We start from the raw sequence: 24,169 nt of genomic DNA on the forward strand, positions 1-24,169 counted from the left end.
TAAGCAGAGACGGGTTCACGAAGACGTGCCGTCTTCGTGTGATGCGACACTAAAAGGCACTGAATCCCGAACATGGAGGTCCATCTGGGGAAAGGAGATCTCGATGCCCGCCTCGGCAAAGGCGGTGTTCACTCCTTCATGCAGATCCGAGAGGGTCGACAGGGAAAAGTCGATGTGATCGACCCAGACGCGAAGAATGAAGTCCAGGGAACTGGCTCCAAAGGCGGTGAAGAGAACCGTGGGCGCGGGGTCGGCCAGCACGTGGGGGTGCGACCTGGCCACGTCCATCAGGGTCGTCTTGACCCGCTCGATATCCGATCCATAGGCCACGCCGACCAGCAGATCCCTGCGCAGCCGGTTGTCGCCGCGGTGGGTCCAGTTGGTCAGCCGCCCGGAAATGAGTTCGGAGTTGGGGACAAAGATGATCGAATTGTCAAAGGTTTGGATCTCGGTGTTCCGGATGTTGATCTTGCGTACGGTGCCCCAGGTCTGGTCGAGCTGGATGACGTCGTCGGCCTGGATGGTCCGTCCGAAAAGCAGGATCAGCCCGCTGATGAAGTTGTTGATCAGATTCTGGAGGCCGAAACCGATCCCCACGGAGAGACCCCCGGCGATGACCGCGAGGGAGGTCAGCCTGATGCCCATGATGTTCACGGCGATGATGCCGCTGACGATCCAGATGGCGTATCCCCCGGTGGTGCGCAGGGAGGTGATGATCCCGGGGTCGATCTTGGACCATCGGAAGTATCTCTGGTCCAGGATGGATCCCCAGATGTTCACAAAGGCGTGGGTCAGATAGAACACAACGATGATCACTGCAAAACGGAAAAAATTCAGGGAATAGTCGCCCCAGCTCAGGTTCATGCTCGAAATACGCTGAAAGACGAAATCGCTCCCCAGATGGATGGTCAACCAGCCCAGGACGATGGAAAGGCCGAGAATCCAGATGAGCGGGGAGCCAAAGCCGATCACGAGTCCCTTGATAATGGTCATGCCCAGGGTTGCGGGCAGGCGTTCGACAGCGGCCCGAAGCCAGCTGGTGGCAACGATGACCAGCTGCAGAAAAAGGCAGGACAACGCCCACACCTGACTAAGGATCAGCGAAAGCTGCAAGAGTCCGAAAAAGGCGAGAATGAAGAAGAGCGCACAGACAAAGGGGGTCAGCCTGAGGATGGCCTTTTCGAGCATAAAGGGGGCATGGAGTCGGCGTGCCACGATCATGGACCCGCCCAGCACTCCCAGCCAGGTCAGGGTGGAAAAGAGCTGGGGCATATCCAGGAGCTGCACAAGGGTGGCCCCTGCAAACAGGAAAAATCCGGGCCGCAAGGCCGGAATCCGGTTTCCGGCCTCTTCGAGGACCCGTCCGATCCAGGCCGTGCGCATGATTCCATAGAACAGGGCGAGATAGATCAGGCTCAGCTGCAGGGTGGTCTGGCGGTATCCCGAGGTAAAGAAGGCACCCAGCAGGGCCAGGGACAGAGAAACCCACACCAGGGGAGATCGAATCTGCCCTGTTTGTTGAGCCTTGGCCATCCGTTGCCAGAGACCTATTTTTCGGAGCGAGAAATAGATCCCTCCCAGAAGGAGCAGCCAATAGATGATCACCTTCCCGATCCAGTCGGTCCACTCGGCGCTGGAGGCCGGGAGCTGGATGCGCAGAAAGGCGGGAAACTCCGTGAACCATTTGCCCAGATCGAACAGGCTCGTCTTCCAGATTTCGGGAGCGAGCAGGGTCTGTTGGGGAGAGAAAAGCAGCCGCTTCCAGGAGCCGGGAAGCGCCTTTTCCATGGATTCAATGGCCTCTCGGGCCCGTCCATCGAGATCGGTGATTGTACCCAGGGCCCGGTTCAATGCCTTCTGGTGCGCCTTGATCGCCTGCTCGCTCTGGCTCAGGGCGCGTCTGAGCCCCTCCAGCGTGTCCCGGAGTGCCGGGGGCAGCTCTCTGGTCCAGGGCTGACTGGCCTCGGCAGCGAGTAATGTGATCTTTTCCTGACGCTTTTCGAGCTCCTTGAGCAGCTGTTCGGCCGGTCCCATGCTGGCCTCAATTTCGGCGCTCAGATTACGCAGGTCTTGCAGAACCCCGCGTGTCTCATACGGTCTGCCCTGAACGATTCGGGCCATACCTTCGAGCTGGCGGAGTTGTTGTCTGAGAGTTTTGCTGGTGGCACCCAGGGTTTCCAGTACATTTTGGACCCGGGCCGCGATTGCCTCGCGTGAATCGATAAATTCCTGAATCTCAGCAAGGGTCGCGTCAAAATAGGTGGAGATCCTGGCCTCCTCGGCGGGAGAGATCGCCGGGGTGGTATCCTGGGCCGGGCCGGATTCTGCAACCGTCAACGCGGCGAACAGGCAGAGAGGCAGGATGACGGCCATCCGTAAGCGATGGCAAAAACCGTGAAGGATTCGAGTGGTCATGACAATGATGGGAATGGGTGAGTAGGAAACACGCCCGACAAGGCGTCTGGGGCATCTGTCCGGGATGCGCTTACGCCGGACGAAACAGGAGTACCCGGATTGTGACCGAATGACCCCCCTCGTATCATGGAAAATCAAGAAACCGCAATCCGCGGTGACATGCCGCGGTGCGGGATTATTCGCGAACCTGAATGGGCGCGGGATCGTCGGGATGGTCCGGCACGTTCTCCTGGTTCCGGGGTGTGGGTTTGCGTTTGCGACGGCGTTTTCGGGTTCCATTCATATCAGCCAACTCTGCCAGCTCGGCCAATCTTTCGTCAACGGCCTCATAAATGGAGTTTTTGGAAAACCCCCCGCTCTTGAGTCTTCGTCCGGGTTTCATGCCGGTCAGGATCTCCATGGCCTCTTCAATGGTTTTGACCGCATAGACATGGAACATGTTCTGTTCCACTGCCTCGACGACTTCATCACTGAGCATGAGCTGGGATGTATTGTCCCAGGGAATGAGGACCCCCTGGTCTCCGGTCAGACCGCGGCGTTTGCAGACATTGAAAAAGCCTTCGATTTTGCGGGTCACCTCGCCCACGGCCAGGATGGCACCGGATTGACTGATGGCACCGGTGAAGGCCAGGTTGAGTTTGATAGGGATGTCGGCCAGGGATGAAAGCAGGGCCGTGAGTTCGGCGCCAGAGGCCGAATCCCCGTCCACATGGGCGTAACTCTGCTCGAAGCACAGGCTTCCGGTCAACACCAGGGGTTTGTCCTTGGCAAAAAGTTCCAGAAGATAGCTTTTCAGGATCATCATCCCTTTGGTGTGGATCGGCCCGCCCAACTCAGCCTCCCGCTCCAGATCGAGGATACCCCCGTGGCCTACGCCCACGGTGCAGGAGATCTCATGGGGAAGTCCCAGAACATAATCCCCTATTTGACTCACGGACAACCCATTGGCCCGTCCGACCGCCTCGCCCTGGGTTCGAACCTTGATCACGGTTCGATCATATTCGTGCAGAAACTCCTCCTCGTAAAGATTGAGCCGGTATTCACCTGCCTTGAGCGCCTCATTGACCAGGGCCACGTCCACCCTGGTCTCGGAGCGCATCTTTCGTAGGGCATCGGCCTCGATCATGACCTCTCGCATTCTTGAAAAAAACAAGGACAGGCGTTCCTGGTCCTGGGCAAGGCGAGAGGAGTGATCCACCAGCCGGGCCAGGGCCTCCCTGGTAAAGGGGTGCAGCCCGTTCTCCGAAACAATGTGGCGCAGAGCCCGCACATAGGCGGTTACCGTCTCGGCCGACCTGGACACTGTCTCCTGGATGTGGGCCTTTATCTTGAAGTATTTTCGGAATCGTTCTTCCTGTTCCAGGAGGATGTCGTACATCTCGTCGTCGCCGATGAGAATGATTTTCAGATCCATGGGGATGGGTTCAGGCTCGATGGTCTTGGTCCGGACGAGATCATAGTGATCGGTGGGATCTTCCACCCAGAGCCGGGCCGAGCGCAGACAGCGCAGGAGGCCTTCCCAGGCCACGGGATGGGCCAGAAGGTCGTTGATGTACAGGATCAGATAGCCCCCGTTGGCCCGGTGGATGGATCCTGCCTTGATCAGGCTGTAGTCCGTGTAATAGGTTCCCCATTCGGTTTCCCGTTCAATGCATCCAAGGAGATTGAAGAATCCGGGGTTGGTCTCCACAACGATGGGCGCACCTTTCTGGTCGCCATTGTCGACAAAGAGGTTGATATCGTATCGTTGGAAAAAGTTTTCCATACCCTGTGGAAAGTCCTGGCCCGGTTCGAGAACACCGGTTTTTTCCTTTTCCTTGAATTTTTCCAGGTTTTCCTCAATATCCTTGGTCAGGGCCTCAAGATAGGCCGTGACCTCCCGGTTGGAGGCAAATGCTTCGGCAAGTCCGGCCAGGGCATTCGTGGCCACGGATCGGGCGACTTCCTGTTCCAGATCCTGTTCTTTTTCCCTGAAGTCCTGCTCTTCCTTGTTTATCCGTCTGGAAAGGTCGATGACTTCATCCATGATCGCCGAACTCTGTTTTTTGAGGCTCTGGCGCAGGGTGTGGTCCAGCCGTTCGTATTCCTCGGGGGAGAGGACCTTGCCTTCCACAAGGGGATAGAGCGAAAGCGAGCCGTCCTCATCGGCGTTGAGGCTGAATCCCCGAGCATTGGCCCGTGTTTCCATGGTTTCGAGCAGATTGTCCCTTTTGAAGTTGTAGGCATTGATGAGGTCATCGTGCCGCATGACATAGGATTCGTGCTCGTAGCGTGCGGGAAGGTCGTGCCGGATCTCTTTGAGGGCCTTGGCAAGCCCCTGCTTGAGGGCTCGTCCCTGGCCGGGAGCCAGGGCAATGGCCCTCGGACGGTCCTGGTCTTTGAAATTGAAGGTATATACCCAATCCACAGGGGTGGATTGCTCTGCCGCCCGGGGGGAGAGGAATTTTTTCACCAGGTAGCTCCGTCCCAGCCCCGGTTCACCCGCCAGATAGATGTTATATTCAAAGGTGCTGACATTGAGACCCAGCTCAAGAGCCTGCAGCGCCCGGGGCTGGAAGGGACGCAGCCACTCGGGTCCATTGGCGCGAGCAGGAATCTTGCGCGGGTTCTGGCGGGTTGCGAGTTGGCTGGCTTTGAGACGGTAGGATCGTTTCGACATGCTGTATCCAGTGGATGAGGTTTTTGATGATTGCTTGACAGGACGTCGTTTCAGAGAAATAAGACCCGTCGTTGAGGCGTCCGCGTCAAAAGGGCCATGCGGGTTGGTGGGCTTATAAGGGTTGCCTTCCCAGGAGGCAAGTTCGAGCTTATGGCCTGCTAATGCTTCAACATGCTCATATCATGCATGAATCTGTTTTTTCCACCCTGAAGGGAGGAATGAAAAAAATGGATAAAAGCACAATTCATGCGTTGACTTGGCTCATGTCTCTGTGGTAGCTCTGCGCATCTTGTGAATGTTTGCGCGATCTCTTGGCGCGAACCTGTCGTTTCCGGAACCCTTTGAGTGATACCCATGTTCTTTCAAAAGAAGAATAGAAAAGATAGGAAGCAATTCGAGATCCTTGCCAATATGAGTATCGTCGGGATTCATCTCGTGACCTGTACCTTTGTTGGTTTGGCCATGGGATATTTCCTGGACAAATGGCTTGGGACCAAGCCGTGGGGGCTTCTCTTCTTTTTGATTTTTGGTATCGCAGCTGGGTTCAAGAATGTGTACATGGAAGTCAAGAAGCTTCAGGACCAGGATGAAGGCAGGGGCAGGCATGATGGCAGTCATTGATCGCTACCTGTATAGGCATGGTTTCGTGAACGAAGAGGTCCGCTGGCTCGTTCGTAACCAGATCGTTCTGGCACTGGCCTTGCTTCTTCTCCTTCCCGTTGGTTTCTTTGCAGTCTGGCCTTTGGACCTGGTGGCCGGCGGGTTGATCGGGACGCTGAATTTCTATGCTCTGGCCAAGGTGATCCAGGGATTGATTTTTCTTCGTCAGGGGTCGGTGGTTCTGTTGTTGTTCGGCTTTTATACCCGCCTTGGCTTGACCGGTGTAGCATTGTATGTGCTTATCGTCTGGTGTGGGTCCTCGGTGGTGGCTTTGTTGGCGGGCCTGTCACTGGTGTTGGTGAATATTTTGATGTATGGCGCGAAATATTTCGTAGGGCAAAAATTGAAGGAGGCGTAGGACGATGGCAGCTGATCTGCATCCGATCTTTCTCGTGGAAGAAGCGGTTAAACTTGTTGCACCTTTTCTCGTGGATGCGCATGGGCACTTGTTGATTCCCAACAACGTCCTGTATGCGTGGACGATCATGGCCGGTCTTTTTATTGTCGGCTGGTTGGCCAGCAGGAAAATCTCACTGGTACCGGCTGGTTTTCAGAATTTTTTTGAATTTCTGATCGGTTCCCTGGAGGATTTTGTCGTGTCCAATATGGGCGAGAATGGTCGCAAGGTATTTCCCGTTCTCTGTACCCTGTTCATTTTCATCCTTTGCTGCAACATTGCCGGTATGCTCCCCGGTGGTGATGCTCCCACGGCCAACGTGAACACCAATGCGGCCATGGCCGTGTTCGTCTTCCTGTATTACAATTTTTGGGGCTTCAAGCTGCATGGGTTCAAATATATCAAGCATTTCATGGGTCCCTTCTGGTGGTTGGCGCCTTTGATGTTCCCCATCGAGGTCATCAGTCACTTTGCACGCCCCCTTTCCTTGACCCTCAGGCTTTTTGGTAACATCCGGGGTGAGGATATCGTTTTGGCCCTGCTGTTCATCCTGGCTCCGGTGGTCTCCACCCTGCCCATGTGTTTTCTCTTTCTTTTGGCTGACTGCATCCAGGCATTTGTCTTCTTCATGCTCAGCCTGGTCTATCTGCAGGGCGCTTTTTCAGAGGCCCACTAATTCGGGGAAATGGTCGTTCGACCACAATTATATAACATTGTTTGGAGGAAAGTATCATGCGTAAAGGTTTTATGGTTGTTCTGAGCACAATTGCTATGGTTGCTGTTGCTGGCGTTGCTTTTGCCGCTGATGTCGCTCCTGCCGTCATCTCCATGACCTCTCTGGCCACTGCTATTGGTATGGCTATCGCCGCTGCCGGTTGTGGTATCGGTCAGGGCCTCGGACTCAAGGCTGCTTGTGAAGGTACCGCTCGCAACCCCGAAGCTTCCGGTAAGATCACCGTCACCATGCTCGTTGGTCTGGCCATGATCGAATCTCTGGCCATTTACGCTCTGGTTGTTAATCTGATCCTGCTTTTCGCCAATCCTTTTATCGGCTAGTTCAGATCAGTAGGTTTCGAAAGGGAGGCGTGCAAGCCTCCCTTTCATGTCTTGACGATTGTTCAAAATTTCACGAAACACGCGGGTTTATGGGTACGGTCCAGTGAAGAGTACACGCATTCCACGAGCTACGATTCAGCGCTTGGCCTCCTATGTTCAGATTCTGGAAACCTTGAGCCAGGAAGGGGAAAAGGTCATCTCGTCTGAGGGGCTGGCACGGGCTTGCGGGGTCAATCCTTCGCAAATCCGCAAAGATCTCGCTTACTTCGGCGAGTTTGGCGTCCGCGGCGTTGGCTATTATGTCCAGGACCTGCTTACAGCCATCAAGCAGTCTCTGGGGATTGATCGGGTCTGGAACGTGGCCCTTGTCGGGGTCGGCAATCTGGGACGGGCCCTGTTGCGGCACAAGATTCTGCGCAAACGCGGATTCATGCTCGTAGGGGCCTTTGACTGTGATCCGTTCAAGATCGGGGAAGAAGTAGCCGGTCTGGAAGTGTACAGCTCCAAGCGGCTGCAGGAGTTGGCCCAGGAACTCGATGTGGAGATCGGCCTCATCACCACCCCTCCCAAACGGGCCCAGCGGGCCGCCAATTATCTTGTGGAGGCCGGGGTCAAGGGGATTGTCAATTTCGCTCCCGTGCGCATCGAGGTTCCTGACCATGTTGCGGTGGAATATGTCGATTTTATCCATCATCTTTTTTCCGTAGCCTTCAATATTTCTCTCAATCTTTCCAAAGGGCTTTACTAGCCGTTTGTCCGCGACTTTTCCATCCCTGCATCCGCGCCCCACACTCCTTTTTTTTGCTGCACTGTTTTTTTGCTTGTCATTCCCGGTTCTATAGGCTAGTAACCCCGTTTCCTAGAATAACGGAGGTAGACATGAAAGAAAAAATCCATCCCAAGACGTATAATACAAAGGTTCGTTGTCATTGCGGTTTTGAGTTCGACACGCAGTCAACAGCAGGTGAAACCATTGAGGTTGAAATCTGTTCCCATTGTCATCCCTTTTTTACGGGTGAACATCGGTTTGTGGACACTGCCGGACGTATCGATCGCTTTCGGAAAAAATACGCAAAGTTCGTCAACAAGGACGAGAAGTAGCATTTTATTCTTTTCTAAACGGGCTTTTTGCTGTGACGATGAGCCCCTTATGAAACGTACCCGCTTGGCCGAGTCCAGGGGTCCTGGCCAAGCCGGGGCCCCTGGACTCGGTTTCCGGATTGGATGCAGGATGTTAGATGATCGGTAAGCTCGAAGACATAGAACGAAAATTCAGGGAAATTGAGCGCGAGCTCAGTTCCCCCGAGATATTCAACGACAAGGAACGCTACGCCAAACTGACCAAGCGGCATGCGGATCTTTCCGGGATCGTTGCTGTGTTCGATGCGTACAAAACCATCCTTGAGCAGACGGTTGAGAACAAAACGATGCTCAAGGATTCCGATCCTGAGATCAGAGAACTGGCCAGCCTGGAGCGCGAGGAACTTGAGGATAAAAAGAGCGAATTGGAGAATAAACTCCAAGTGCTTCTTACCCCCAAGGATCCGCTGGACTCCAAAAACATCATTCTCGAAATCCGGGCAGGAACCGGAGGCGAGGAAGCTGCTTTGTTCGCGGCGGATCTTTTCCGAATGTACAATCGATACGCCGAAATCAAGGGCTGGAAGGTTGAGCTCATGGATTCCAATGAAACCGGTTCCGGCGGCTTCAAGGAAGTGGTTGCCTCGATCACCGGGAAGCAGGTTTACAGCCGCCTTAAATTCGAGTCTGGAGCGCATCGTGTTCAGCGGGTTCCTGCAACGGAATCCCAGGGACGTGTCCATACATCCGCAGTGACAGTTGCAGTGCTTCCCGAGGCCGAGGACGTAGAGGTGAACATTCGCCAGGAAGACCTGCGCATCGATGTCTATCGGGCTTCAGGGCCAGGCGGGCAGTGTGTCAATACCACGGATTCCGCTATCCGGATCACCCATATCCCCACAGGCCTTGTTGTCACCTGCCAGGATCAGAAATCCCAGCTCAAGAACAAGGCCAAGGCCATGACCGTACTCAGGGCGCGATTGTTTCAAAAGGCCCAGGAGGCGCAGCAAAGTGAATACAATGCCCAGCGCCGATCCCAGGTCGGCAGTGGTGACCGTTCCGAACGTATCCGGACCTATAATTTCCCCCAAGGCAGGGTGACAGATCACCGGATCAATCTGACCCTCTACAATCTCGAACATGTCATGCAGGGAAACCTGGACGATGTGCTCGATCCCCTGATCCAGCATCACCAAAGTCAGGCCATGCAACAGGACATTCCGGCCTAGCAGCATGCCCACTGTTCTGGAAATCCTTTCGCAGGCCGAAAGGCTGCTTGCCACACACGCCGTCGACTCCCCCCGACTCTCGGCCCAGATCCTTCTTGCCAAGGCTCTGGGCGTTTCTCGTTTGGATCTCATGCTTGATCCCTCAAGATCCGTCCCGCCCGGGGTCTGCCAGGCATTCAACGACCTGCTCGAACGACGCGCCACACACGAGCCTGTGGCCTATCTTGTAGGAAGCAAGGAATTTTACGGCCTCGATTTTCAGGTCGACAGTCGGGTACTTATTCCCCGTCCCGAGACCGAAGAGCTGGTCGACCACGTCTGTAGGGAGTTCGCCACAACGGATTCCCTGACATTTGCCGATCTGGGAACCGGAAGCGGCATTCTGGCCGTGACTCTGGCCCATCTTTTTCCCCGGGCCCGATGCGTGGCGGTGGACATTGAATCCGGGGCCCTGGAACTAGCCCGGTCCAATGGTTGTATCCATGGCGTTGCAGGCCGATTGCTGATGGTTCAGGCCGATTTTTTGACCCCATTTACCGCTTCCTGCCTGGATTTAGTGGTCTCCAATCCCCCCTATGTCACTGAAAGAGAATACGCTGAGCTCAGTCCGGACGTGGCAGGGTTCGAGCCGCAGCGGGCGCTTGTGGGGGGAAGAGATGGGCTTGATTGTCTTCGATCCATCGAAATCGAGGCGCGCAGGGTGCTCATGCCCGGAGGGGTCTTGTGGGCGGAGATAGGCTGGATGCAGGGTGAACCCGCCGAAAAGCTCTTTGCAAACTGGTCCGCATGTCAGATTGTCAAGGATCTTGGTGAAAGGGACCGGTTTGTCCATGCCCGCCTGTGACGGAGCAGAGGTCGGGTCAAGTCAGTGAAACAAGCGCAGCGGCCAGGTGACCGGGATCAACCGTCTGGCCGGGGAGTGTCTCAAACAGGTTGACGTCAAGGACGTCCAGCCCCATTTTCGTGAGGGTTTTCTCGTCAACACCGCCCGGATAGTTCCCCTTGGTGCGATCCACGAGAACGAAATCGAGGACATCGGTCGGGAGGATTGAATCCGGGTCATCTCGCCGCAGATAGTTGATCAGGGTGGCCACCTGATCGGTCAAGGTCATGCCAATGGTCTCGGGATCGTGCCCGAGGCTGGGGATATACACCTTGGGGCAGGTCGCAGCCTGGACGGCTCTACCAACACCACACGGCAGTACATTGGCTATCAGGCTGGTGTAGAAACTGCCCATGGGAAAGCAGATCAGGTCTGCGGTTTGGATCAGCTCTGCTATCTGCCCGGAGAGTGAGCAGGAAACGTGTTGGGGAGCGTCCAGGGAATCACAAAGGAAGATTTCTTTGACGGGCGATGTGATGGGGGGAGTTTCCTTTCCGGTCACGGCATGCTGACCGAGAATGGTCGAGCCGTCTTGAAGCCGGGCTCCGATGTGGAGATTGTCAGGAACAACCGCAGTGACATATCCCCTGACCCTGATCAGCTTGGAGACGATGAACAGGATGGATTCCAGATCCCGGTCATTGGCCAGAAATCCTCCGGTAAGAACAAGATTTCCCACATTGGCCCCGCGCAGATCGAAAAAGCGGTCCATATTGTCGTAGAAACGACGCAGGTAGCGCCGAATGATGGTGCGCATGGGTCGGGGAACGACCCTGCACAGCGGATGATCTCCAAGGATCATTTCCTGAAGCTCACGCTCCAGGGCGCCCTGGGAATGTGTGACCGGCAAGCGGTAGGAAAAAAGCGATCTGATTTCCGGATTACCCCGAACCGTTCGGTCGGCAAGAGCCATGAGACGGCTTCTGAGATCGCCGATGGCCGGCATGTCGAATTCCTTGCGCAGGATCGCTGAACTGCCTCCGGAATCAAAGGGGGTAATGATGTGGATGGAATGGTGGGTATAGGTGATCAGCTCACGGCAAAGGTCCTTGAGCGCACTGCCCCCTGAAAAAAAAAGAATCTTCGGACCCAGGTCCGGGCATCGGGCGTGCCGTTCCAGGACGATGGGGTCGGGAAGAGTGCGTTGTCGTTTGAGTATCACCTGCATGGGAGAAAAGCTCACTCCTGATCGTCATCAAGGCTTCGCCAGTACTTGCATCCCTTTTCCGGACAGGCCAGGTGCGCCCCGCGTGTCTTGGTCGTCTTACGCACGAGTATTTTGGATCCGCAATCCGGACATGCCTCCGCCACCGGCCAGTCCCAGACCGCGTAGTCACACTGGGGATATCGATTGCATGCATAAAAGACCTTGCCCCTGCGAGAGCTTTTTTCCACCAGCTCGCCGTCGCATCCCTCCCGGGGGCAGGGAACATCCGTTGAAAGGGATTGGGTGTACCGGCAGTCGGGATACTTGCTGCACGCGATGAATCGGCTTCCGGTTCGGGCCTTTTTGAGGATGAGGTCTCCCCCGCATTGGGGACAGGTTCCCATTATTTTCCCGGCATCCTGGTCCTGCTCGATGTGGATCACTCCCTTTTCATCCCGGGAATAGTTGCTGGTGAACTTGCAGGCCGGGTAGGCGGAACAGGCCAGAAAGGGACCGTTCTTGCCGAATTTGATGACCAGGGGGCTGTTGCATTTGGGACAGGGAAGATCGGTTTCAAGGCCTGTCTTGATGGCAGCCATCTCGGTGGCCGCCTTTTCCAGGGTGGGATAGAAGTCGCGGGCAAAATCCTTGAGCAGTGCCACCCAATCGCGATCCCCCTCGGCCACCTTATCCAGATCTTCCTCCATGTGGGCGGTGAAATCAACATCCATGAGCTGATTGAAGTGGGCGACAAGGAGGTTGCTGACAACCGTGCCAAGATCCGTGGGAACGAAATGACCCTCACTGGTGGCCACATACTCCCGGTCCTTGAGGGTTGAGATGATGGTCGCATATGTCGAGGGGCGACCGATTCCCAATTTTTCCAGATTGCGGACCAGTGAGGCCTCAGAGAATCGGGCCGGTGGCTGGGTGAATTTTTGCTCCTTGTTCAGCCTGGAAAGTTCGAGTTGCATGCCCTCTTCCAGGCGGGGCAGTTCGATATTCTTGCTTTCTAAACTGCCGCCGGAAGGTTTGTGCATCACCTCGAGAAACCCGGGAAAAATAAGACGTTCACCCTTGGTTCGCCAAAGGGTTGTTCCGGCCTTGACGGTAACCGTTGTGTCCCAGAATCTGGCCGGAGCCATTTGAGATGCCATGAACCGTTCCCAGACCAGACGGTAGAGATGGGCCTGCTCTTTGGAGACAAAGGGGGCGACATCCTGGGGCGTGAGCAGGGGGTCGACCGGACGGATGGCCTCATGGGCATCCTGGGCCCCTCCCTTGGTTTTGAAAAACCTCGGCTTGTCAGGGTAATATTCCGGTCCAAGGGTTTTTTTGATCCATGATTCCGCCGTTTTTCGGGCCTCATCGGATATGCGCACGGAATCAGTACGCATGTAAGTGATCAGAGCCGTGGTTCCCCGATCGCCGAGCTCGACCCCTTCGTAGAGTTTCTGGGCGACCATCATGGTCCGTTTGGCTGAAAAACCCAGACGGTTGCTCGCCTCCTGCTGCAGGGTCGAGGTGATGAAGGGAGGACGCGGCTGTCGCTTGCGTTCCTTTTCAACCACCTTGTCGACAAGAAAATCTTTGCCGTCCAGGTCCTCTGCAAGGGCCTGGGCCTGATCGGCGGACCCGATTCTCGGAGAGTCTCCATCGACCTTGAAGAGTTGACACTCAAAGGGTGGAGGAGTCGGTCCGTTCAGAAGAACGGAAAAAACCCAGAACTCTTCAGGCTCAAACGCCTGACGCTCTTTTTCCCGTTCCACGATCAACCGCAGGGCCACGGACTGCACACGACCAGCCGAGATTCCCCGCTTGACCTTTTTCCAGAGCAGAGGAGATATCTTGTACCCCACGATACGATCGAGTATACGTCGGGCCTGCTGAGAGTCGAAAAGATGTCTGTTCAATTCGGTGGAATGGGCCAGGGCCTGTTTGACGGCCCGGGGGGTGATCTCGTTGAAGCTGATCCGCTTGAGATTGCTGTTCTGCTTCTTGATCACCTCGGCGATGTGCCAGGCAATGGCCTCTCCTTCGCGATCCGGGTCCGGGGCGAGGTACACGGTCTCGGCCTTTTTGGCAGCGGCCCGAAGGGCACTGACCACCTTTTTTTTGCTTGGAATGACCTGATAATCAGGAGCAAAATCGTTTTCTTCGTCCACCCCGAGGACATTGGTCGGCAAATCTCGGATATGTCCGACAGATGCCTCCACGGAGTAACCTTGGCCCAGAAACTTTTTGATTGTCTTCACCTTTGCCGGTGACTCGACTATAATTAGATCTTTACCCATAATGGGGCGCGTATAGCTATGGACCAGCGTGAGGGCAAGGAAAAATTCCAAATGGCCATTTGCTTCTCCCCCCGGGCGCAGATACAAGGAGCCTTCGGCTCAGAAAAACTCCCTCAGCCGTGGGGTCACAACTCAAGGATATCAATCAGATGGAAGAATCGAACAGACCGTTCAAATCCGGCCTTGTCGCCCTGATCGGTCCCCCCAATGCAGGAAAATCAACCCTGCTGAACACCATTATCGGTGAGAAAGTGGCTATTGTCAGTCCCAAGCCGCAGACTACGAGAAATCAGATTAGCGGCATCCATACCCGGGATGACGCCCAGGTGGTTTTTCTGGATACCCCGGGCATTCATCAGAGTCGATTGCGCCTGAACCGGTGCATGGTCGATGCGGCCTGGAAGGCGTTGTATGGGGCGGATATGGTTATCCTTATGCTCGATGGACACCGGTATGCGTCGCGTCCCGAGCTCTGGGAAAAGGATCTCGCCTCGGTGGGGCGGAACCTGGCCAAATCCAGCCTTCCTCTGTGCATCGCCCTGAACAAGATCGACAAGGTCAGTTCCCGGGAGCGACTTTTTCCCCTGCTGGCCAGATGCCAGAAGCAGTGGCCGGATACGGATGTTTTTCCCATTTCCGCAGCCCGGGGAACCAATGTGGATCGTTTGATGGACATGGTCATAGCCACCCTGCCATACGGTCCGCCACTCTACGACAGGGATCAGCTCTCCACCCTTCCGCTGCGGTTCATGGTCACGGAGATCATCCGGGAGAAATTATTTCTGACCATGCAGGAGGAGTTGCCCTACAACCTTGCCGTGGACATCGATGCATGGAATGAGGATCCTGGTTCCGGGTTGCTCGAGATCACTGCGACCATCTATGTGTCCAAACCCGGTTACAAGGGCATGATCATCGGCAAGGGGGGGAAAACCTTGAAAAAGATCGGCTCCATGGCCCGTCCGGAGATCGTGGAGCTCGTGGGGTCCAAAATATTTTTGGAGCTGTGGGTCAAGGTGAAGTCCCGGTGGAACGAGGACCGCCAATTTCTGACAGGATTGGGATTGGGATAGTAAAGGCGTTTTGGATCGACTTTTGCAAATCGACGTTGCGGAGATGTCAAAAATTTAACACGTAGAGCGGTTCATGGATCTGGCAACAATCATAGGCATTTTGTTGGCCTTTGGCCTTGTTTTGGGTGCCATCGGCAAAAGTATCCTTCTTTTTTTCAATGTCCCCTCCCTGCTCATCGTGGTCGGGGGGACCATCGGCGCGACCCTGGTCAATTATCCGCTGGGGCATGTTCTTGGGGTGATGGGCGTCATCAAGAACACGATCTTCAGTAAACTGGAATCTCCGGCAGAAATTATCGATAAATTCATGGATTACGCCAAACGGGCACGCCGGGAAGGGATTCTTTCACTTGAGCCCCTGATCAAGGAAATCGATGACGAGTATCTGAAAAAGGGATTGCAGCTGACGGTTGACGGACTGGAACCGGAGCTCATTCGCGATATTCTTGAAACGGAAATTGCCTATCTCGAAGAGCGACACGGGAGCGGTGCCGAGGTGGTCGCGGTAATGGGCGCCTTTGCCCCGGCATTGGGGATGATCGGCACGGTTATTGGGCTCATTCTCATGCTTCAGACCATGAGCGATCCAAGCACCATTGGTCCCTCCATGGCCGTTGCACTGATCACCACGTTTTACGGGGCGATCCTCGCCAACCTGGTCTTCAATCCCCTTGCCGGAAAGTTGCGTACCCGGAGCAAGGAAGAGGTTCTGATTCGCGAAATGATTCTTGAAGGGGTGCTTTCCATCTCCAAGGGGGAGAATCCCCGGGTGATCGAAGAGAAGCTCAATAGTTATCTGCCTCCCAAAAATCGCAAGGTCAGTGATTGAGGATGGAACGGGCGGGCAATGGCTGGAACGCAGACAGGCCTGCAACGAAAGGTCCCGGCATGCCATCGCCACCGACTGCAGAGAAGACATACCAACTAGCGGATACCCATGGGCAGGAAACAGAAAAAAAATCAGGATGATAAAGGGTCGCCGGCATGGCTGGTCACCTTTTCGGATCTGATGACCCTGCTTTTGACCTTTTTCGTGCTGTTACTCAGCCTGGCCTCACTCATGGATGAGCGCAAGACCAAATTATCTCTGGGTTCGATCATGGGATCCTTTGGGCCTGTCGATGGCAGCTTTCAGCCGTTGACAACGAAACCTGGTTCTTTTGTCAAAGAACCCGGTGCGATGGAGGATCTGGCCGAAGAAGATCTGGAGCCGCTGCGTGATCTCATCTGGGAAGAGCAGGGGGAAGATTTCGATTTCCAGTCCAATCGCTTCATCCAGGTTTTTTCCATTGATTCCGAGGTGATGTTCCCTCCGGGAAAGGCAACCTTGTTGCCTCGCGGGATACGGATCATTGAACGCCTTTTGCCGGTTTTGACCAAGGTCGGATTTCCTCTCCTGATCACCGGGCATACGGGCCCTTTGCGATCCGAGCTTGCCAAGGGTGAGACATATGTCGTTGGTCAGGATGATGATGGAATCGATCCCTCCTGGGATCTATCGCTGCAACGGGTTTTGAGTGTGTACCGCCTTCTTGTACAGGGAGGCGTTCCCGCTGAAAATCTGCGCATGGAGGGGTTTGGACGCTTCAGGCCGCGGGCCGCCAATACCACGCCAGAGGGACGTGCCGCCAACCGGCGTGTCGAGTTCATTCTGGACAGACGCGGGGCAGACTGGAGCCATCAAATGGCCCGACAGACCGAAAAGGGTGGGCATCTCGATGAAGATACATTCCACTACCGAGATTTCATTTTCGATTTGAATGGAACCAAGCCCCAGTGAATGAAGGGGAAATGAGCCCTTTCGTACACATACGACGGACACCATGGCCAGAAAGAAAACCAAGATGAGCGCAGGACCACCCAAGGACGGGTGGCTGATCACCTTTTCGGATCTCATGACCCTGCTTTTGACCTTTTTCGTGCTTCTTTTGTCCATGTCCTCCATGGACACGACGGTGATCATGGAAGTGGCCTCGTTTTTCAAGCAGAATGTGAGTCAGATGACCGAACCCGGGGCGAGCAAGATAGAGACACGGTATGAAATTCTGCGCAAGCTGCTGGAAGATCCTCTCGAGGCCATCAACAAGCCCAACCGAATCAGGGACCTTCTCTTTCCCAACGAGGTGCTGCCCCCGGAAATATCCCGAAGCACCCTGGAAAAGAATCTCCTGGTGCTCAAGCGTCCGGAAGGAGTGGCGCTGGTGTTGACGGACGAGATCTTATTCCCTTTGGGTCAGACGACGCTCACTCCTGCGGGGGAACAGCTCGTCCGGGAGATCGGACGGTTCTTGATGGCTATCACCGCTTCGGTCAACATCGCCGGATATACCGACTCGATCCCGGGCAGACGCATGGACAATTACGAGATTGCAGCCCTTCGAGCCATGTCGGTCTTGCGTTCTCTTCGGGGCATGGGTATGCCGAACCAACGATTTTCCGTGTCCGGATACGGTCCGCATTTTCCTATTGCAGATAATGCAACGCCTGAAGGAAGGGCCAAAAATCGAAGGATTGAAATTTTGGTCAAGGCAGATTCGTTCACCTATCTGTAGGAACGGCCGTGCAAAGAGCGTGCTGCATGCGCTACCTTCTCTATCATTTTGCTATCGAGACAATAAAACAAGGACAACAACGTGCCAGAGACCAGGAACAATGAAGTTGAAAAGCCTGCAAAGTCCAAGAAAAGTCTTTTGAAGTGGCTGATTTTGCTCATTCTTTTGGCTGTATTAGGGGCGGGTGGATTTTTTGCTTACCAGCATTTTTTTACAGGCAAGGGCGACCTGCAAGATGCTGTGGCCCCTGGAGAAAATGCGGGTTCCCAGGACGAGGGCGTGGGTGAGGATACGAAAAATTCGAGAAGTCAGATGTTTTCCATGCCCTCTTTTGTGGTCAATCTTTCCGACCCCCTGGGTCGCCGGTATCTCAAGATGTCGCTGGAGATAGAGGTCAGGGACGAGACTGCCCTCGAGGAAACGGAAAAAGCCATGCCCCGGATCAAGGATGCCTTGCTTCTGCTGCTTTCAAGCAAGAGTTATGAGGATCTTTCATCCATGGAGGATAAGATCGCCCTGAAGAACGAGATTCTGTCCCGGTTGGTTCAGATTGTGGGAAGCGGAACCATCTCCAATGTATATTTCACAGAATTCATTATTCAGTAGAAGATGTGTCCCCCTTTTTTTTGAGTTCACTACCGGAAAGATTGAAACCCGCGGCCCTTGAAGTTGTTTTGTCAAAAGGCCCACGAGACCAGTATGAACAAGATTCTCAATCAGGATGAAGTAGATGCCCTGCTCAGAGGGCTGTCAGGCGGCGAAATTGAAGTTGAAGATGACATTTCCGCGGATGAAGGGGATATCGTTGCCTTTGATCTTGCCAATCAGGACCGGATCATTCGTGGGCGGATGCCGGTTTTGGAGATCATCAATGACAGGTTTTCCCGGTTGTCATCCAATTCCCTGGCCAATTCCGTACGCAAGCGGGTCGATGTCAACCCTGTATCCTTTGATATGTCCAAGTTCGGGGACTTCATGCGTTCCCTGCCGGTTCCCACGAGCATCAATATCTTCAAGATAGAGCCGTTGCGGGGGAACGCCATTCTTATCGTGGATACCCGATTGGTCTTTGCCCTGGTGGAGAATTTCTTCGGGGGTGCGGGTTCCCAGCCCAAGGTCGAGGGTCGGGATTTTACCCCCATCGAACAGCGGATCATCGACACGGTTGTCAGGGTATTGCTCAACAACCTGGAAGATGCCTGGAGACCGGTCCATGAGGTAAACATCGAACTGGTTCGGTCCGAGATCAATCCTCAATTCGCGTCCATTGTTCCTCCAAGCGATGTGGTTGTGGTCATCTCGTTTGAGGTGGAGCTGGAAAACTCCATCGGCTCAATGCTGCTCGCTTTGCCCTATGCGACCATAGAACCGATTCGCTCCAAGCTGTATGCGGCCTTCCAGTCGGAACGACTCGAGGTCGATCATGCCTGGATTTCCAGGTTCAGGGACCGTCTCATGGAGACCCCGGTGAGCATGGATGTCACCTTGGGCAATTGTGAATTGAGCGGGCGGCAGCTGCTCAACCTGGATGTGGGGGACATCATTCTCCTGGATGCTGATGAGGATGACATGCTCAGGGCCGAGGTTCAGGGAGTGCTCAAGTTTTATGGGCGACCCGGAGTGGTCAAGGGAAACAAGGCCTTTCAGATTTTCAAGGAAGAAGAGACCCATTTCTAATGCGGCCAAGCCGCAGTTTTAGGTTTTAAGTTTTAAGTTCAAGCGATTATAAAATTTTCTTGTTTTTTATGGCAGACTTTCACGAGTAATATACTAATATATTGTGCGTGCGAATGCGCGTTGCAGGGAGCAAAAAAAATCTTTTTACTACAGGCCCGCATCTGTTTGGCTTAACAGAAAAAAAAGAAGATATCGCATAAAAGGGCACATCCTTTGGCTGAGTCGAAAAGGCGCGGCCCTGTGTAGGGAGAATTTTCGCCCGAGGAGAGAATATGACAGATCAGGACAATCAGGATCAATTGGCCGAAGAATGGGCCAAGGCCCTCGAAGAGGACGGCAGCGAAGAAGGCGGCAAGGCACAGGACGATGAAGCCCTGGCTGCCGAATGGGCTGACGCCTTGAAAGAGGATGAGACAACCGGGGATGCAAAAGGGGGCGGGGACGACCTGGCCGATGAATGGGCCGCAGCCCTGGCCCAGGACGAGCACGACAAGCTCAAACAGGAGCAGGCCCAGGGTGTGGAGGCTCGTCAGGGACGGGACTACGAGTACAAAAATTTGACAGCGGATGCCAAGGTCAATCAGGGAGAGAAAACCAAACGTGATCTCGATTTTATTCTGGATATTCCCCTGAGTGTCAGTGCCCAGCTTGGCAGCACCCAGCTTTTGATCAACGAGTTGTTACAGCTTGGCCAGGGGTCGGTCATCGAGCTGAACAAATTGGCGGGGGAACCTCTGGAAATCCTGGTCAACGGGAAACTCGTGGCCCGAGGGGAAGCCGTGGTCATCAACGAAAAATTCGGGGTTCGCTTGACCGATATCATCAGCCCTATCGAACGGGTGAAACAACTTGCCTAACGCTACCACGTATACCGCACCGACCTCCTCCATGGGGGATTTTCTGCAGATGATGGGCTGGCTCTTTGTCATCCTGGCCCTTGTTTTCCTGGTCCTTCATCTGTTGAAGCGCTACGGACCCAGGGCCGGACTGCGTGTGGGCGGTGGTAATGAGTTGAAAATAATCAGCCAGATAGGCTTGGGTCCCAAGAAAAATCTTGTCGTGGTCCGCTTCTTGAATAAGATTCTCGTGATCGGTGTTACTGACACCCAGATTAATCTAGTCACGGAGATGACCGCGGATGAACATCCCACCTTTAAAGAACTTTTGGACAAGACAGCCGGCAAGAACGAATCTTCTGGTTCTGGCTAGCCTTTTCCTGATCCTTTTTCCCACCATGGCATGGGCGGCCGATCCTGCCATGCCAACCCTCTCCCTGACCCTTTCCGGGGATCAGACTTCGCCTGAAAAGGTCTCCGTCCTTCTCGAGATTCTGGCCCTTTTCACGGTTCTGACCATGGCGCCGGGCATTGTTCTGACCATGACCTCCTTCACTCGGATCATCATTGTCTTCCATTTTCTGCGTCAGGCCATGGGAACCCAGCAGATGCCTCCCAACCAGGTCCTGGCCGGACTGGCCATTTTCATGACCGTGGCCATCATGACCCCGGTGGGCTCCCAGATCAACGAAAATGCCCTGCAGCCGTATCTGAATGAAGAGATTGGATATAAGGAGGCCATTGCACAGGCCGAGCAACCATTGCGTACCTTTTTGTTCAAGCATACCCGGGAAAAGGATCTTTCCATTTTCTATTCCATTTCAGGGTTGGAACGGCCCAACACCAAGGACGATGTAAAAACCAGGCTGTTGGTGCCGGCCTATATCATCAGTGAGCTCAAAACGGGATTTCAGATCGGTTTTCTTCTGTATGTTCCCTTTCTCATTCTGGATATGGTCGTGGCCAGCGTTCTGTTATCCATGGGTATGATGATGCTCCCACCGGTAATGGTTTCCCTGCCCTTCAAGATTCTGCTTTTCGTCATGGTCGACGGGTGGAATCTGCTCATGGGCTCATTGGTCAACAGTTTTATGTGACGGGAATCCGTCATGCAACAAACAGCTCGGCTAAATGAACACAGCAAGGACATGGATTGTGTCCCTAAGGAGAGATGCTAGTATGACCCCGGACTTCGTCGTCGGTTTTGCCCGTCAGGCCATTGAGATAACCCTGTCTGTCGCCCTGCCTATGCTGGGGGTCGGACTCGTTGTGGGTGTTATTGTCAGCGTCATTCAGGCGGCTACCCAGATTCAGGAGATGACCCTGACCTTTGTGCCGAAGATTCTGGCGGTATTTATCGCCCTTCTTGTGGCCTTTCCCTGGATCATGGACAAGATGATCAATTATACCCGAGACCTTTTTCTCAATTTTCCCCAGTATATCAAATAGCTTTTTTCCCGATCCTCTTTCAGACCGTGTGCAGGGTGCGCAGAAACTGTCCTATTATCACCGCCCCTGCCTGAGCCACGTTCAGTGAATCAAATCTTCCTGCCATCGGGATAGTCAGAATGTGGTCGCACCGCTTGAGCACCCCCCGCCGAATCCCCTTTTCCTCGTTGCCGAGGACCAGCACCGCAGGCAGATGCAGGTCTGCGGTAAAGATGTTTGCTGTTTGTTCTCCCATGCCGGCTCCATAAATTGACAGGCCTTCCCGGGCACAGGTTTCAAGCGCCCTGGCCATATTGGTCACCTGAGATATCATTGTTTTTTCCAAGGCCCCTGCAGAGGCCCTGGAGGCCGCCGGTCCTGGAAAGGCTGATCTGTTTTTGGGCAGAATGATCCCGCCTCCGCCAAAGGCGAACAATGTGCGTGAGAGTGTGCCGAGATTGCCCGGGTCCTGGACCTGATCGAGGGCCAGGACAAGAGGCAGGGACCCGCTCGTGGCCTCGGAGATCAATTCATCCAGCGGACAAAAGCCCTTGGTCATGATTCGGGCGATGACACCCTGATGATTGCCCTGGAAGATGTGGTGCAGTTTATCCGCTGGCAGCCTTTTGAATTTGATCTGGCAGGCACGGCATTGTTCGATGATCTCATGCAGATCACGCCCTGGGCGATTCAACAAATAAACCGTCTCTATCTTTTCAGGCGCTGTCTGCAATAATTCAAGTACAGGTTTTCTTCCTATGATCAGATGATTCAAAGTCTCTTGGTCCATGGGGGTTCCTTGCCGTATGACAGGCGGCGATTGCAGTGCAAAAAAGCTGCGTTCTCTACTCTATAAAACGTTGTTTTGGCATGCGAGCGACTCCTACTCGGGCAGGTATAAGAAGTATTGCAATTTGGAAAGCTTTACGCTAGCGGTTGGCAATCTCGTTATCCCTGACCGGGAAACGGGTGCTGGCGTATATGTGATCATATCAAGCAGATCCTTTTTTCCCGAGGTTTTCGTGTATAATCGTTTTGTTATTTATGTCGTGTTGGTGATGATCTGTACCGCGTGTGCTCCCAGCCAAAAGGGAACGCGCAGCCTGAACCCTGCAGCAAGCGGTCAGGCAGGGATACAGACGGACAACGCGACCTCCCGGACAAGTTCCCCAAATATGGTCTTGGATTCAGAGTCGGCCATTCTTGATGATCCAAACCTCATGGAGCAGACGGTTCTTCCCGATGAAGAAGAATCTGCCCTGGTCGAGCCGATCGAAGAAGGGATCGTCCCTCCGGCCGTGGAGGGGGCAACGCCGTTGACCCCTCAGGAGGAGACGGCTCTGAATACCGAGCCGAACATCCATTTTGATCTCGATCTCAGAGACAGCGAGGGTGTTCAGCGTTATTTCCATTACTATACCCACAAGCACAGAAAAACATTTGCCCGATGGCTCAAACGGGCGGAACCCTATTTGCCGTATCTGCGAGACGAATTCAAGAAGCAGGGGCTTCCCCTGGATCTCATATTTCTTCCCTTTGCCGAGAGTGGCTTCAATCCCTGGGCCTATTCCTGGGCCGGGGCGGCCGGGATGTGGCAGTTCATGCCCGCTACGGGACGTCATTTCGGCCTGCAGGTTGATTGGTGGCTGGATGAACGGCGTAACCCCTTTCTGGCTACCCAGGCGGCCATCGAGTATCTCAGGAAGCTGCATAATGATTTCGATGACTGGTATCTGGCCCTGGCCGCCTACAATGCCGGGGAAGGTACCATCGGCCGGGCCTTGCGCAAGACGGGGTGTGACAATTTTTTCGATCTGGCCAAGACCCGCCGATATCTGAAACCCGAAACCCGCAATTATGTTCCCAAGTTCATCGCCATTCTCAAGATCGTCCAGAATCTGGAGGAACTCGGGTTCGAGCCCATCGACTGGGATGCCAATCTGAAGGGGACACGGTTGAACGTCAATGGGGGAACCGATCTTTTGGCCCTGGCCTCGCATGCCGGCCTTTCCTGGAAAGAATTTCGCAAACTCAATCCGGCCTTCCGACGGCAGGTTTCGCCTCCAGGCAAGACCTGTGACGTGTATCTGCCCCAGGAAAAGCTCGCCCTGGCCCAGGAATATCTGGGCTCTCCAGATGCACGGCCCTATGCCGGATATCAGAACTACCGGGTCCGCAAGGGGGATTCCTGGTGGCGGATTTCCCGGTTTTCTGGCGTTCCCATCAATGTGCTCAAAAAGGTCAACGGCTACCATAAGAACTTACTCAGACCCGGTCAGCAACTCATGATTCCCGGTAAGGGCGACAGGGTGGTCACGGCTTCGACCCTTTCCAATACCCAGGTCCTTGCAAAAAAACGGTCCAATTACCTGGTCAAAAAAGGGGATACCCTGTGGGCAATCGCCAAGCGATTCGGCACGTCTTCCCAAACCCTGCTTCAGGCCAATGGTCTTCGGTCGGGACGACATTTGCGTATAGGGCAGAAACTCTACATCCCTGATGCTTCGGGTTCCTCAACCAAGCTGGCACGAAAGAACGCGGATAAGGAATTCAGACAATTGGTTCGGTATCATGTCCGCAAGGGAGACAACCTCTGGAGGATCGCCCGCAGGTTCGGAGTGACAACCAATGACCTGTATGCCTGGAACAATCTGACCAAACGATCCATCCTGCGTCCCGGTGATCGGATCAAGGTCTATGTGGACCAATGAGCAGGGAGTTGGTGTGAGTAGCGATACGAGGCGGGCCGCAAGGTTCGCCTTTTTTACGCATCATGACGCATA

Annotated in this window: 24 protein-coding genes; 19 read left to right on the top strand and 5 right to left on the bottom strand. The window is 54.4% G+C overall.

Features of this window, described 5'->3' with window-relative positions; all coding sequences use genetic code 11:
* Window positions 1-15: 15 nt before the first annotated feature.
* Window positions 16-2,415, bottom strand: a complete 2,400-nt coding sequence (locus ACTVJH_RS00825) for a mechanosensitive ion channel domain-containing protein (RefSeq protein ID WP_455986490.1) — start codon at window positions 2,413-2,415, stop codon at window positions 16-18.
* Between the two features lie 175 nt (window positions 2,416-2,590).
* Window positions 2,591-5,074 (bottom strand): Lon protease family protein, encoded by a 2,484-nt coding sequence (locus ACTVJH_RS00830; protein WP_455986492.1) that lies wholly within the window; start codon window positions 5,072-5,074, stop codon window positions 2,591-2,593.
* 354 nt (window positions 5,075-5,428) lie between these two features.
* Between ACTVJH_RS00830 and ACTVJH_RS00835 the strand changes: the two genes are divergently transcribed.
* The 8 genes from ACTVJH_RS00835 (at window position 5,429) to prmC (ending at window position 10,340) form a co-directional block, all read left to right on the top strand.
* Window positions 5,429-5,695 (top strand): AtpZ/AtpI family protein, encoded by a 267-nt coding sequence (locus ACTVJH_RS00835; protein WP_455986494.1) that lies wholly within the window; start codon window positions 5,429-5,431, stop codon window positions 5,693-5,695.
* Window positions 5,679-6,092, top strand: coding sequence for an ATP synthase subunit I (locus ACTVJH_RS00840; RefSeq protein WP_455986496.1), 414 nt, complete (start codon window positions 5,679-5,681; stop codon window positions 6,090-6,092). The genes ACTVJH_RS00835 and ACTVJH_RS00840 overlap by 17 nt, the downstream gene beginning before the upstream one ends.
* A 4-nt stretch (window positions 6,093-6,096) precedes the next feature.
* Window positions 6,097-6,807, top strand: a complete 711-nt coding sequence (gene atpB / locus ACTVJH_RS00845; protein WP_455986498.1) for a F0F1 ATP synthase subunit A — start codon at window positions 6,097-6,099, stop codon at window positions 6,805-6,807.
* Between the two features lie 56 nt (window positions 6,808-6,863).
* On the top strand, window positions 6,864-7,187 hold the full coding sequence (gene atpE, locus ACTVJH_RS00850) for an ATP synthase F0 subunit C (RefSeq protein WP_455986500.1): 324 nt from the start codon (window positions 6,864-6,866) through the stop codon (window positions 7,185-7,187).
* 103 nt (window positions 7,188-7,290) lie between these two features.
* Entirely contained in the window at window positions 7,291-7,935 is a 645-nt protein-coding gene (locus ACTVJH_RS00855; protein WP_455986502.1) for a redox-sensing transcriptional repressor Rex, read from the top strand.
* A gap of 131 nt (window positions 7,936-8,066) precedes the next feature.
* Complete coding sequence (rpmE, locus tag ACTVJH_RS00860) at window positions 8,067-8,288, top strand: 50S ribosomal protein L31 (protein ID WP_455986504.1); 222 nt, start codon at window positions 8,067-8,069, stop codon at window positions 8,286-8,288.
* A 137-nt stretch (window positions 8,289-8,425) separates the two neighbouring features.
* Entirely contained in the window at window positions 8,426-9,496 is a 1,071-nt protein-coding gene (prfA, locus tag ACTVJH_RS00865; RefSeq protein ID WP_455986506.1) for a peptide chain release factor 1, read from the top strand.
* A gap of 4 nt (window positions 9,497-9,500) precedes the next feature.
* Complete coding sequence (gene prmC / locus ACTVJH_RS00870; protein ID WP_455986508.1) at window positions 9,501-10,340, top strand: peptide chain release factor N(5)-glutamine methyltransferase; 840 nt, start codon at window positions 9,501-9,503, stop codon at window positions 10,338-10,340.
* Window positions 10,341-10,356: 16 nt separating this feature from the next.
* Here the strand turns inward: prmC and ACTVJH_RS00875 are convergent, their stop codons facing one another.
* Both ACTVJH_RS00875 and topA read right to left on the bottom strand, forming a co-directional pair.
* Window positions 10,357-11,547: a GAK system CofD-like protein gene (locus tag ACTVJH_RS00875; RefSeq protein ID WP_455986510.1), complete on the bottom strand. Its 1,191-nt coding sequence runs from the start codon at window positions 11,545-11,547 to the stop codon at window positions 10,357-10,359.
* Between the two features lie 11 nt (window positions 11,548-11,558).
* The gene (gene topA, locus ACTVJH_RS00880) at window positions 11,559-13,820 is read right to left on the bottom strand and encodes a type I DNA topoisomerase (protein ID WP_455986668.1); all 2,262 of its coding nucleotides are present in this window, start codon (window positions 13,818-13,820) and stop codon (window positions 11,559-11,561) included.
* A gap of 149 nt (window positions 13,821-13,969) precedes the next feature.
* Between topA and era the strand changes: the two genes are divergently transcribed.
* From era to fliQ, 10 genes are all read left to right on the top strand, one after another.
* The gene (gene era, locus ACTVJH_RS00885; protein WP_455986512.1) at window positions 13,970-14,893 is read left to right on the top strand and encodes a GTPase Era; all 924 of its coding nucleotides are present in this window, start codon (window positions 13,970-13,972) and stop codon (window positions 14,891-14,893) included.
* A gap of 73 nt (window positions 14,894-14,966) precedes the next feature.
* Window positions 14,967-15,722, top strand: a complete 756-nt coding sequence (locus ACTVJH_RS00890) for a motility protein A (protein ID WP_455986514.1) — start codon at window positions 14,967-14,969, stop codon at window positions 15,720-15,722.
* A 108-nt stretch (window positions 15,723-15,830) separates the two neighbouring features.
* Window positions 15,831-16,673: an OmpA/MotB family protein gene (locus tag ACTVJH_RS00895; RefSeq protein ID WP_455986516.1), complete on the top strand. Its 843-nt coding sequence runs from the start codon at window positions 15,831-15,833 to the stop codon at window positions 16,671-16,673.
* Between the two features lie 43 nt (window positions 16,674-16,716).
* Window positions 16,717-17,445, top strand: coding sequence for an OmpA/MotB family protein (locus ACTVJH_RS00900; protein ID WP_455986518.1), 729 nt, complete (start codon window positions 16,717-16,719; stop codon window positions 17,443-17,445).
* Window positions 17,446-17,526: 81 nt separating this feature from the next.
* Complete coding sequence (locus ACTVJH_RS00905; RefSeq protein WP_455986520.1) at window positions 17,527-18,051, top strand: flagellar basal body-associated FliL family protein; 525 nt, start codon at window positions 17,527-17,529, stop codon at window positions 18,049-18,051.
* 93 nt (window positions 18,052-18,144) lie between these two features.
* Window positions 18,145-19,122 (top strand): flagellar motor switch protein FliM, encoded by a 978-nt coding sequence (gene fliM / locus ACTVJH_RS00910; protein ID WP_455986522.1) that lies wholly within the window; start codon window positions 18,145-18,147, stop codon window positions 19,120-19,122.
* A gap of 272 nt (window positions 19,123-19,394) precedes the next feature.
* Window positions 19,395-19,979, top strand: a complete 585-nt coding sequence (gene fliN / locus ACTVJH_RS00915) for a flagellar motor switch protein FliN (RefSeq protein ID WP_455986524.1) — start codon at window positions 19,395-19,397, stop codon at window positions 19,977-19,979.
* A complete protein-coding gene (gene fliO, locus ACTVJH_RS00920) occupies window positions 19,972-20,331 on the top strand; it encodes a flagellar biosynthetic protein FliO (RefSeq protein ID WP_455986526.1) in 360 nt (119 codons plus the stop codon). Before fliN ends, fliO begins: the two co-directional genes overlap by 8 nt.
* A 25-nt stretch (window positions 20,332-20,356) precedes the next feature.
* Window positions 20,357-21,055, top strand: coding sequence for a flagellar type III secretion system pore protein FliP (fliP, locus tag ACTVJH_RS00925; RefSeq protein ID WP_455986527.1), 699 nt, complete (start codon window positions 20,357-20,359; stop codon window positions 21,053-21,055).
* A gap of 82 nt (window positions 21,056-21,137) precedes the next feature.
* Window positions 21,138-21,407: a flagellar biosynthesis protein FliQ gene (gene fliQ, locus ACTVJH_RS00930; protein ID WP_455986529.1), complete on the top strand. Its 270-nt coding sequence runs from the start codon at window positions 21,138-21,140 to the stop codon at window positions 21,405-21,407.
* A 19-nt stretch (window positions 21,408-21,426) separates the two neighbouring features.
* On the opposite strand, the gene rlmB is transcribed toward fliQ, so the two are convergent.
* Window positions 21,427-22,176, bottom strand: a complete 750-nt coding sequence (gene rlmB / locus ACTVJH_RS00935; protein WP_455986531.1) for a 23S rRNA (guanosine(2251)-2'-O)-methyltransferase RlmB — start codon at window positions 22,174-22,176, stop codon at window positions 21,427-21,429.
* A gap of 385 nt (window positions 22,177-22,561) precedes the next feature.
* Between rlmB and ACTVJH_RS00940 the strand changes: the two genes are divergently transcribed.
* Window positions 22,562-24,097 carry a LysM peptidoglycan-binding domain-containing protein gene (locus ACTVJH_RS00940; RefSeq protein ID WP_455986533.1) on the top strand — a complete coding sequence of 512 codons (1,536 nt, stop codon included), beginning with the start codon at window positions 22,562-22,564 and terminating at the stop codon, window positions 24,095-24,097.
* The last annotated feature ends 72 nt before the right edge of the window (window positions 24,098-24,169 follow it).

The sequence above is a fragment of the Desulfoplanes sp. PS50 genome (assembly GCF_053851535.1).

Bases quoted from the DNA above. Each gene is read 5' to 3' on its own strand.
- ACTVJH_RS00895 (WP_455986516.1), top strand. From the start codon at position 15,831: ATGGGCAGGAAACAGAAAAAAAATCAGGATGATAAAGGGTCGCCGGCA.
- atpE (WP_455986500.1), top strand. From the start codon at position 6,864: ATGCGTAAAGGTTTTATGGTTGTTCTGAGCACAATTGCTATGGTTGCT.
- atpB (WP_455986498.1), top strand. From the start codon at position 6,097: ATGGCAGCTGATCTGCATCCGATCTTTCTCGTGGAAGAAGCGGTTAAA.
- prmC (WP_455986508.1), top strand. From the start codon at position 9,501: ATGCCCACTGTTCTGGAAATCCTTTCGCAGGCCGAAAGGCTGCTTGCC.
- ACTVJH_RS00830 (WP_455986492.1), bottom strand. From the start codon at position 5,074: ATGTCGAAACGATCCTACCGTCTCAAAGCCAGCCAACTCGCAACCCGC.
- ACTVJH_RS00825 (WP_455986490.1), bottom strand. From the start codon at position 2,415: ATGACCACTCGAATCCTTCACGGTTTTTGCCATCGCTTACGGATGGCC.
- fliM (WP_455986522.1), top strand. From the start codon at position 18,145: ATGAACAAGATTCTCAATCAGGATGAAGTAGATGCCCTGCTCAGAGGG.
- prfA (WP_455986506.1), top strand. From the start codon at position 8,426: ATGATCGGTAAGCTCGAAGACATAGAACGAAAATTCAGGGAAATTGAG.
- ACTVJH_RS00890 (WP_455986514.1), top strand. From the start codon at position 14,967: ATGGATCTGGCAACAATCATAGGCATTTTGTTGGCCTTTGGCCTTGTT.
- ACTVJH_RS00940 (WP_455986533.1), top strand. From the start codon at position 22,562: ATGGTCTTGGATTCAGAGTCGGCCATTCTTGATGATCCAAACCTCATG.
- fliN (WP_455986524.1), top strand. From the start codon at position 19,395: ATGACAGATCAGGACAATCAGGATCAATTGGCCGAAGAATGGGCCAAG.
- ACTVJH_RS00875 (WP_455986510.1), bottom strand. From the start codon at position 11,547: ATGCAGGTGATACTCAAACGACAACGCACTCTTCCCGACCCCATCGTC.
- topA (WP_455986668.1), bottom strand. From the start codon at position 13,820: ATGGGTAAAGATCTAATTATAGTCGAGTCACCGGCAAAGGTGAAGACA.
- ACTVJH_RS00835 (WP_455986494.1), top strand. From the start codon at position 5,429: ATGTTCTTTCAAAAGAAGAATAGAAAAGATAGGAAGCAATTCGAGATC.
- rpmE (WP_455986504.1), top strand. From the start codon at position 8,067: ATGAAAGAAAAAATCCATCCCAAGACGTATAATACAAAGGTTCGTTGT.
- fliQ (WP_455986529.1), top strand. From the start codon at position 21,138: ATGACCCCGGACTTCGTCGTCGGTTTTGCCCGTCAGGCCATTGAGATA.
- ACTVJH_RS00840 (WP_455986496.1), top strand. From the start codon at position 5,679: ATGATGGCAGTCATTGATCGCTACCTGTATAGGCATGGTTTCGTGAAC.
- fliP (WP_455986527.1), top strand. From the start codon at position 20,357: ATGGCATGGGCGGCCGATCCTGCCATGCCAACCCTCTCCCTGACCCTT.
- rlmB (WP_455986531.1), bottom strand. From the start codon at position 22,176: ATGGACCAAGAGACTTTGAATCATCTGATCATAGGAAGAAAACCTGTA.
- ACTVJH_RS00900 (WP_455986518.1), top strand. From the start codon at position 16,717: ATGGCCAGAAAGAAAACCAAGATGAGCGCAGGACCACCCAAGGACGGG.
- era (WP_455986512.1), top strand. From the start codon at position 13,970: ATGGAAGAATCGAACAGACCGTTCAAATCCGGCCTTGTCGCCCTGATC.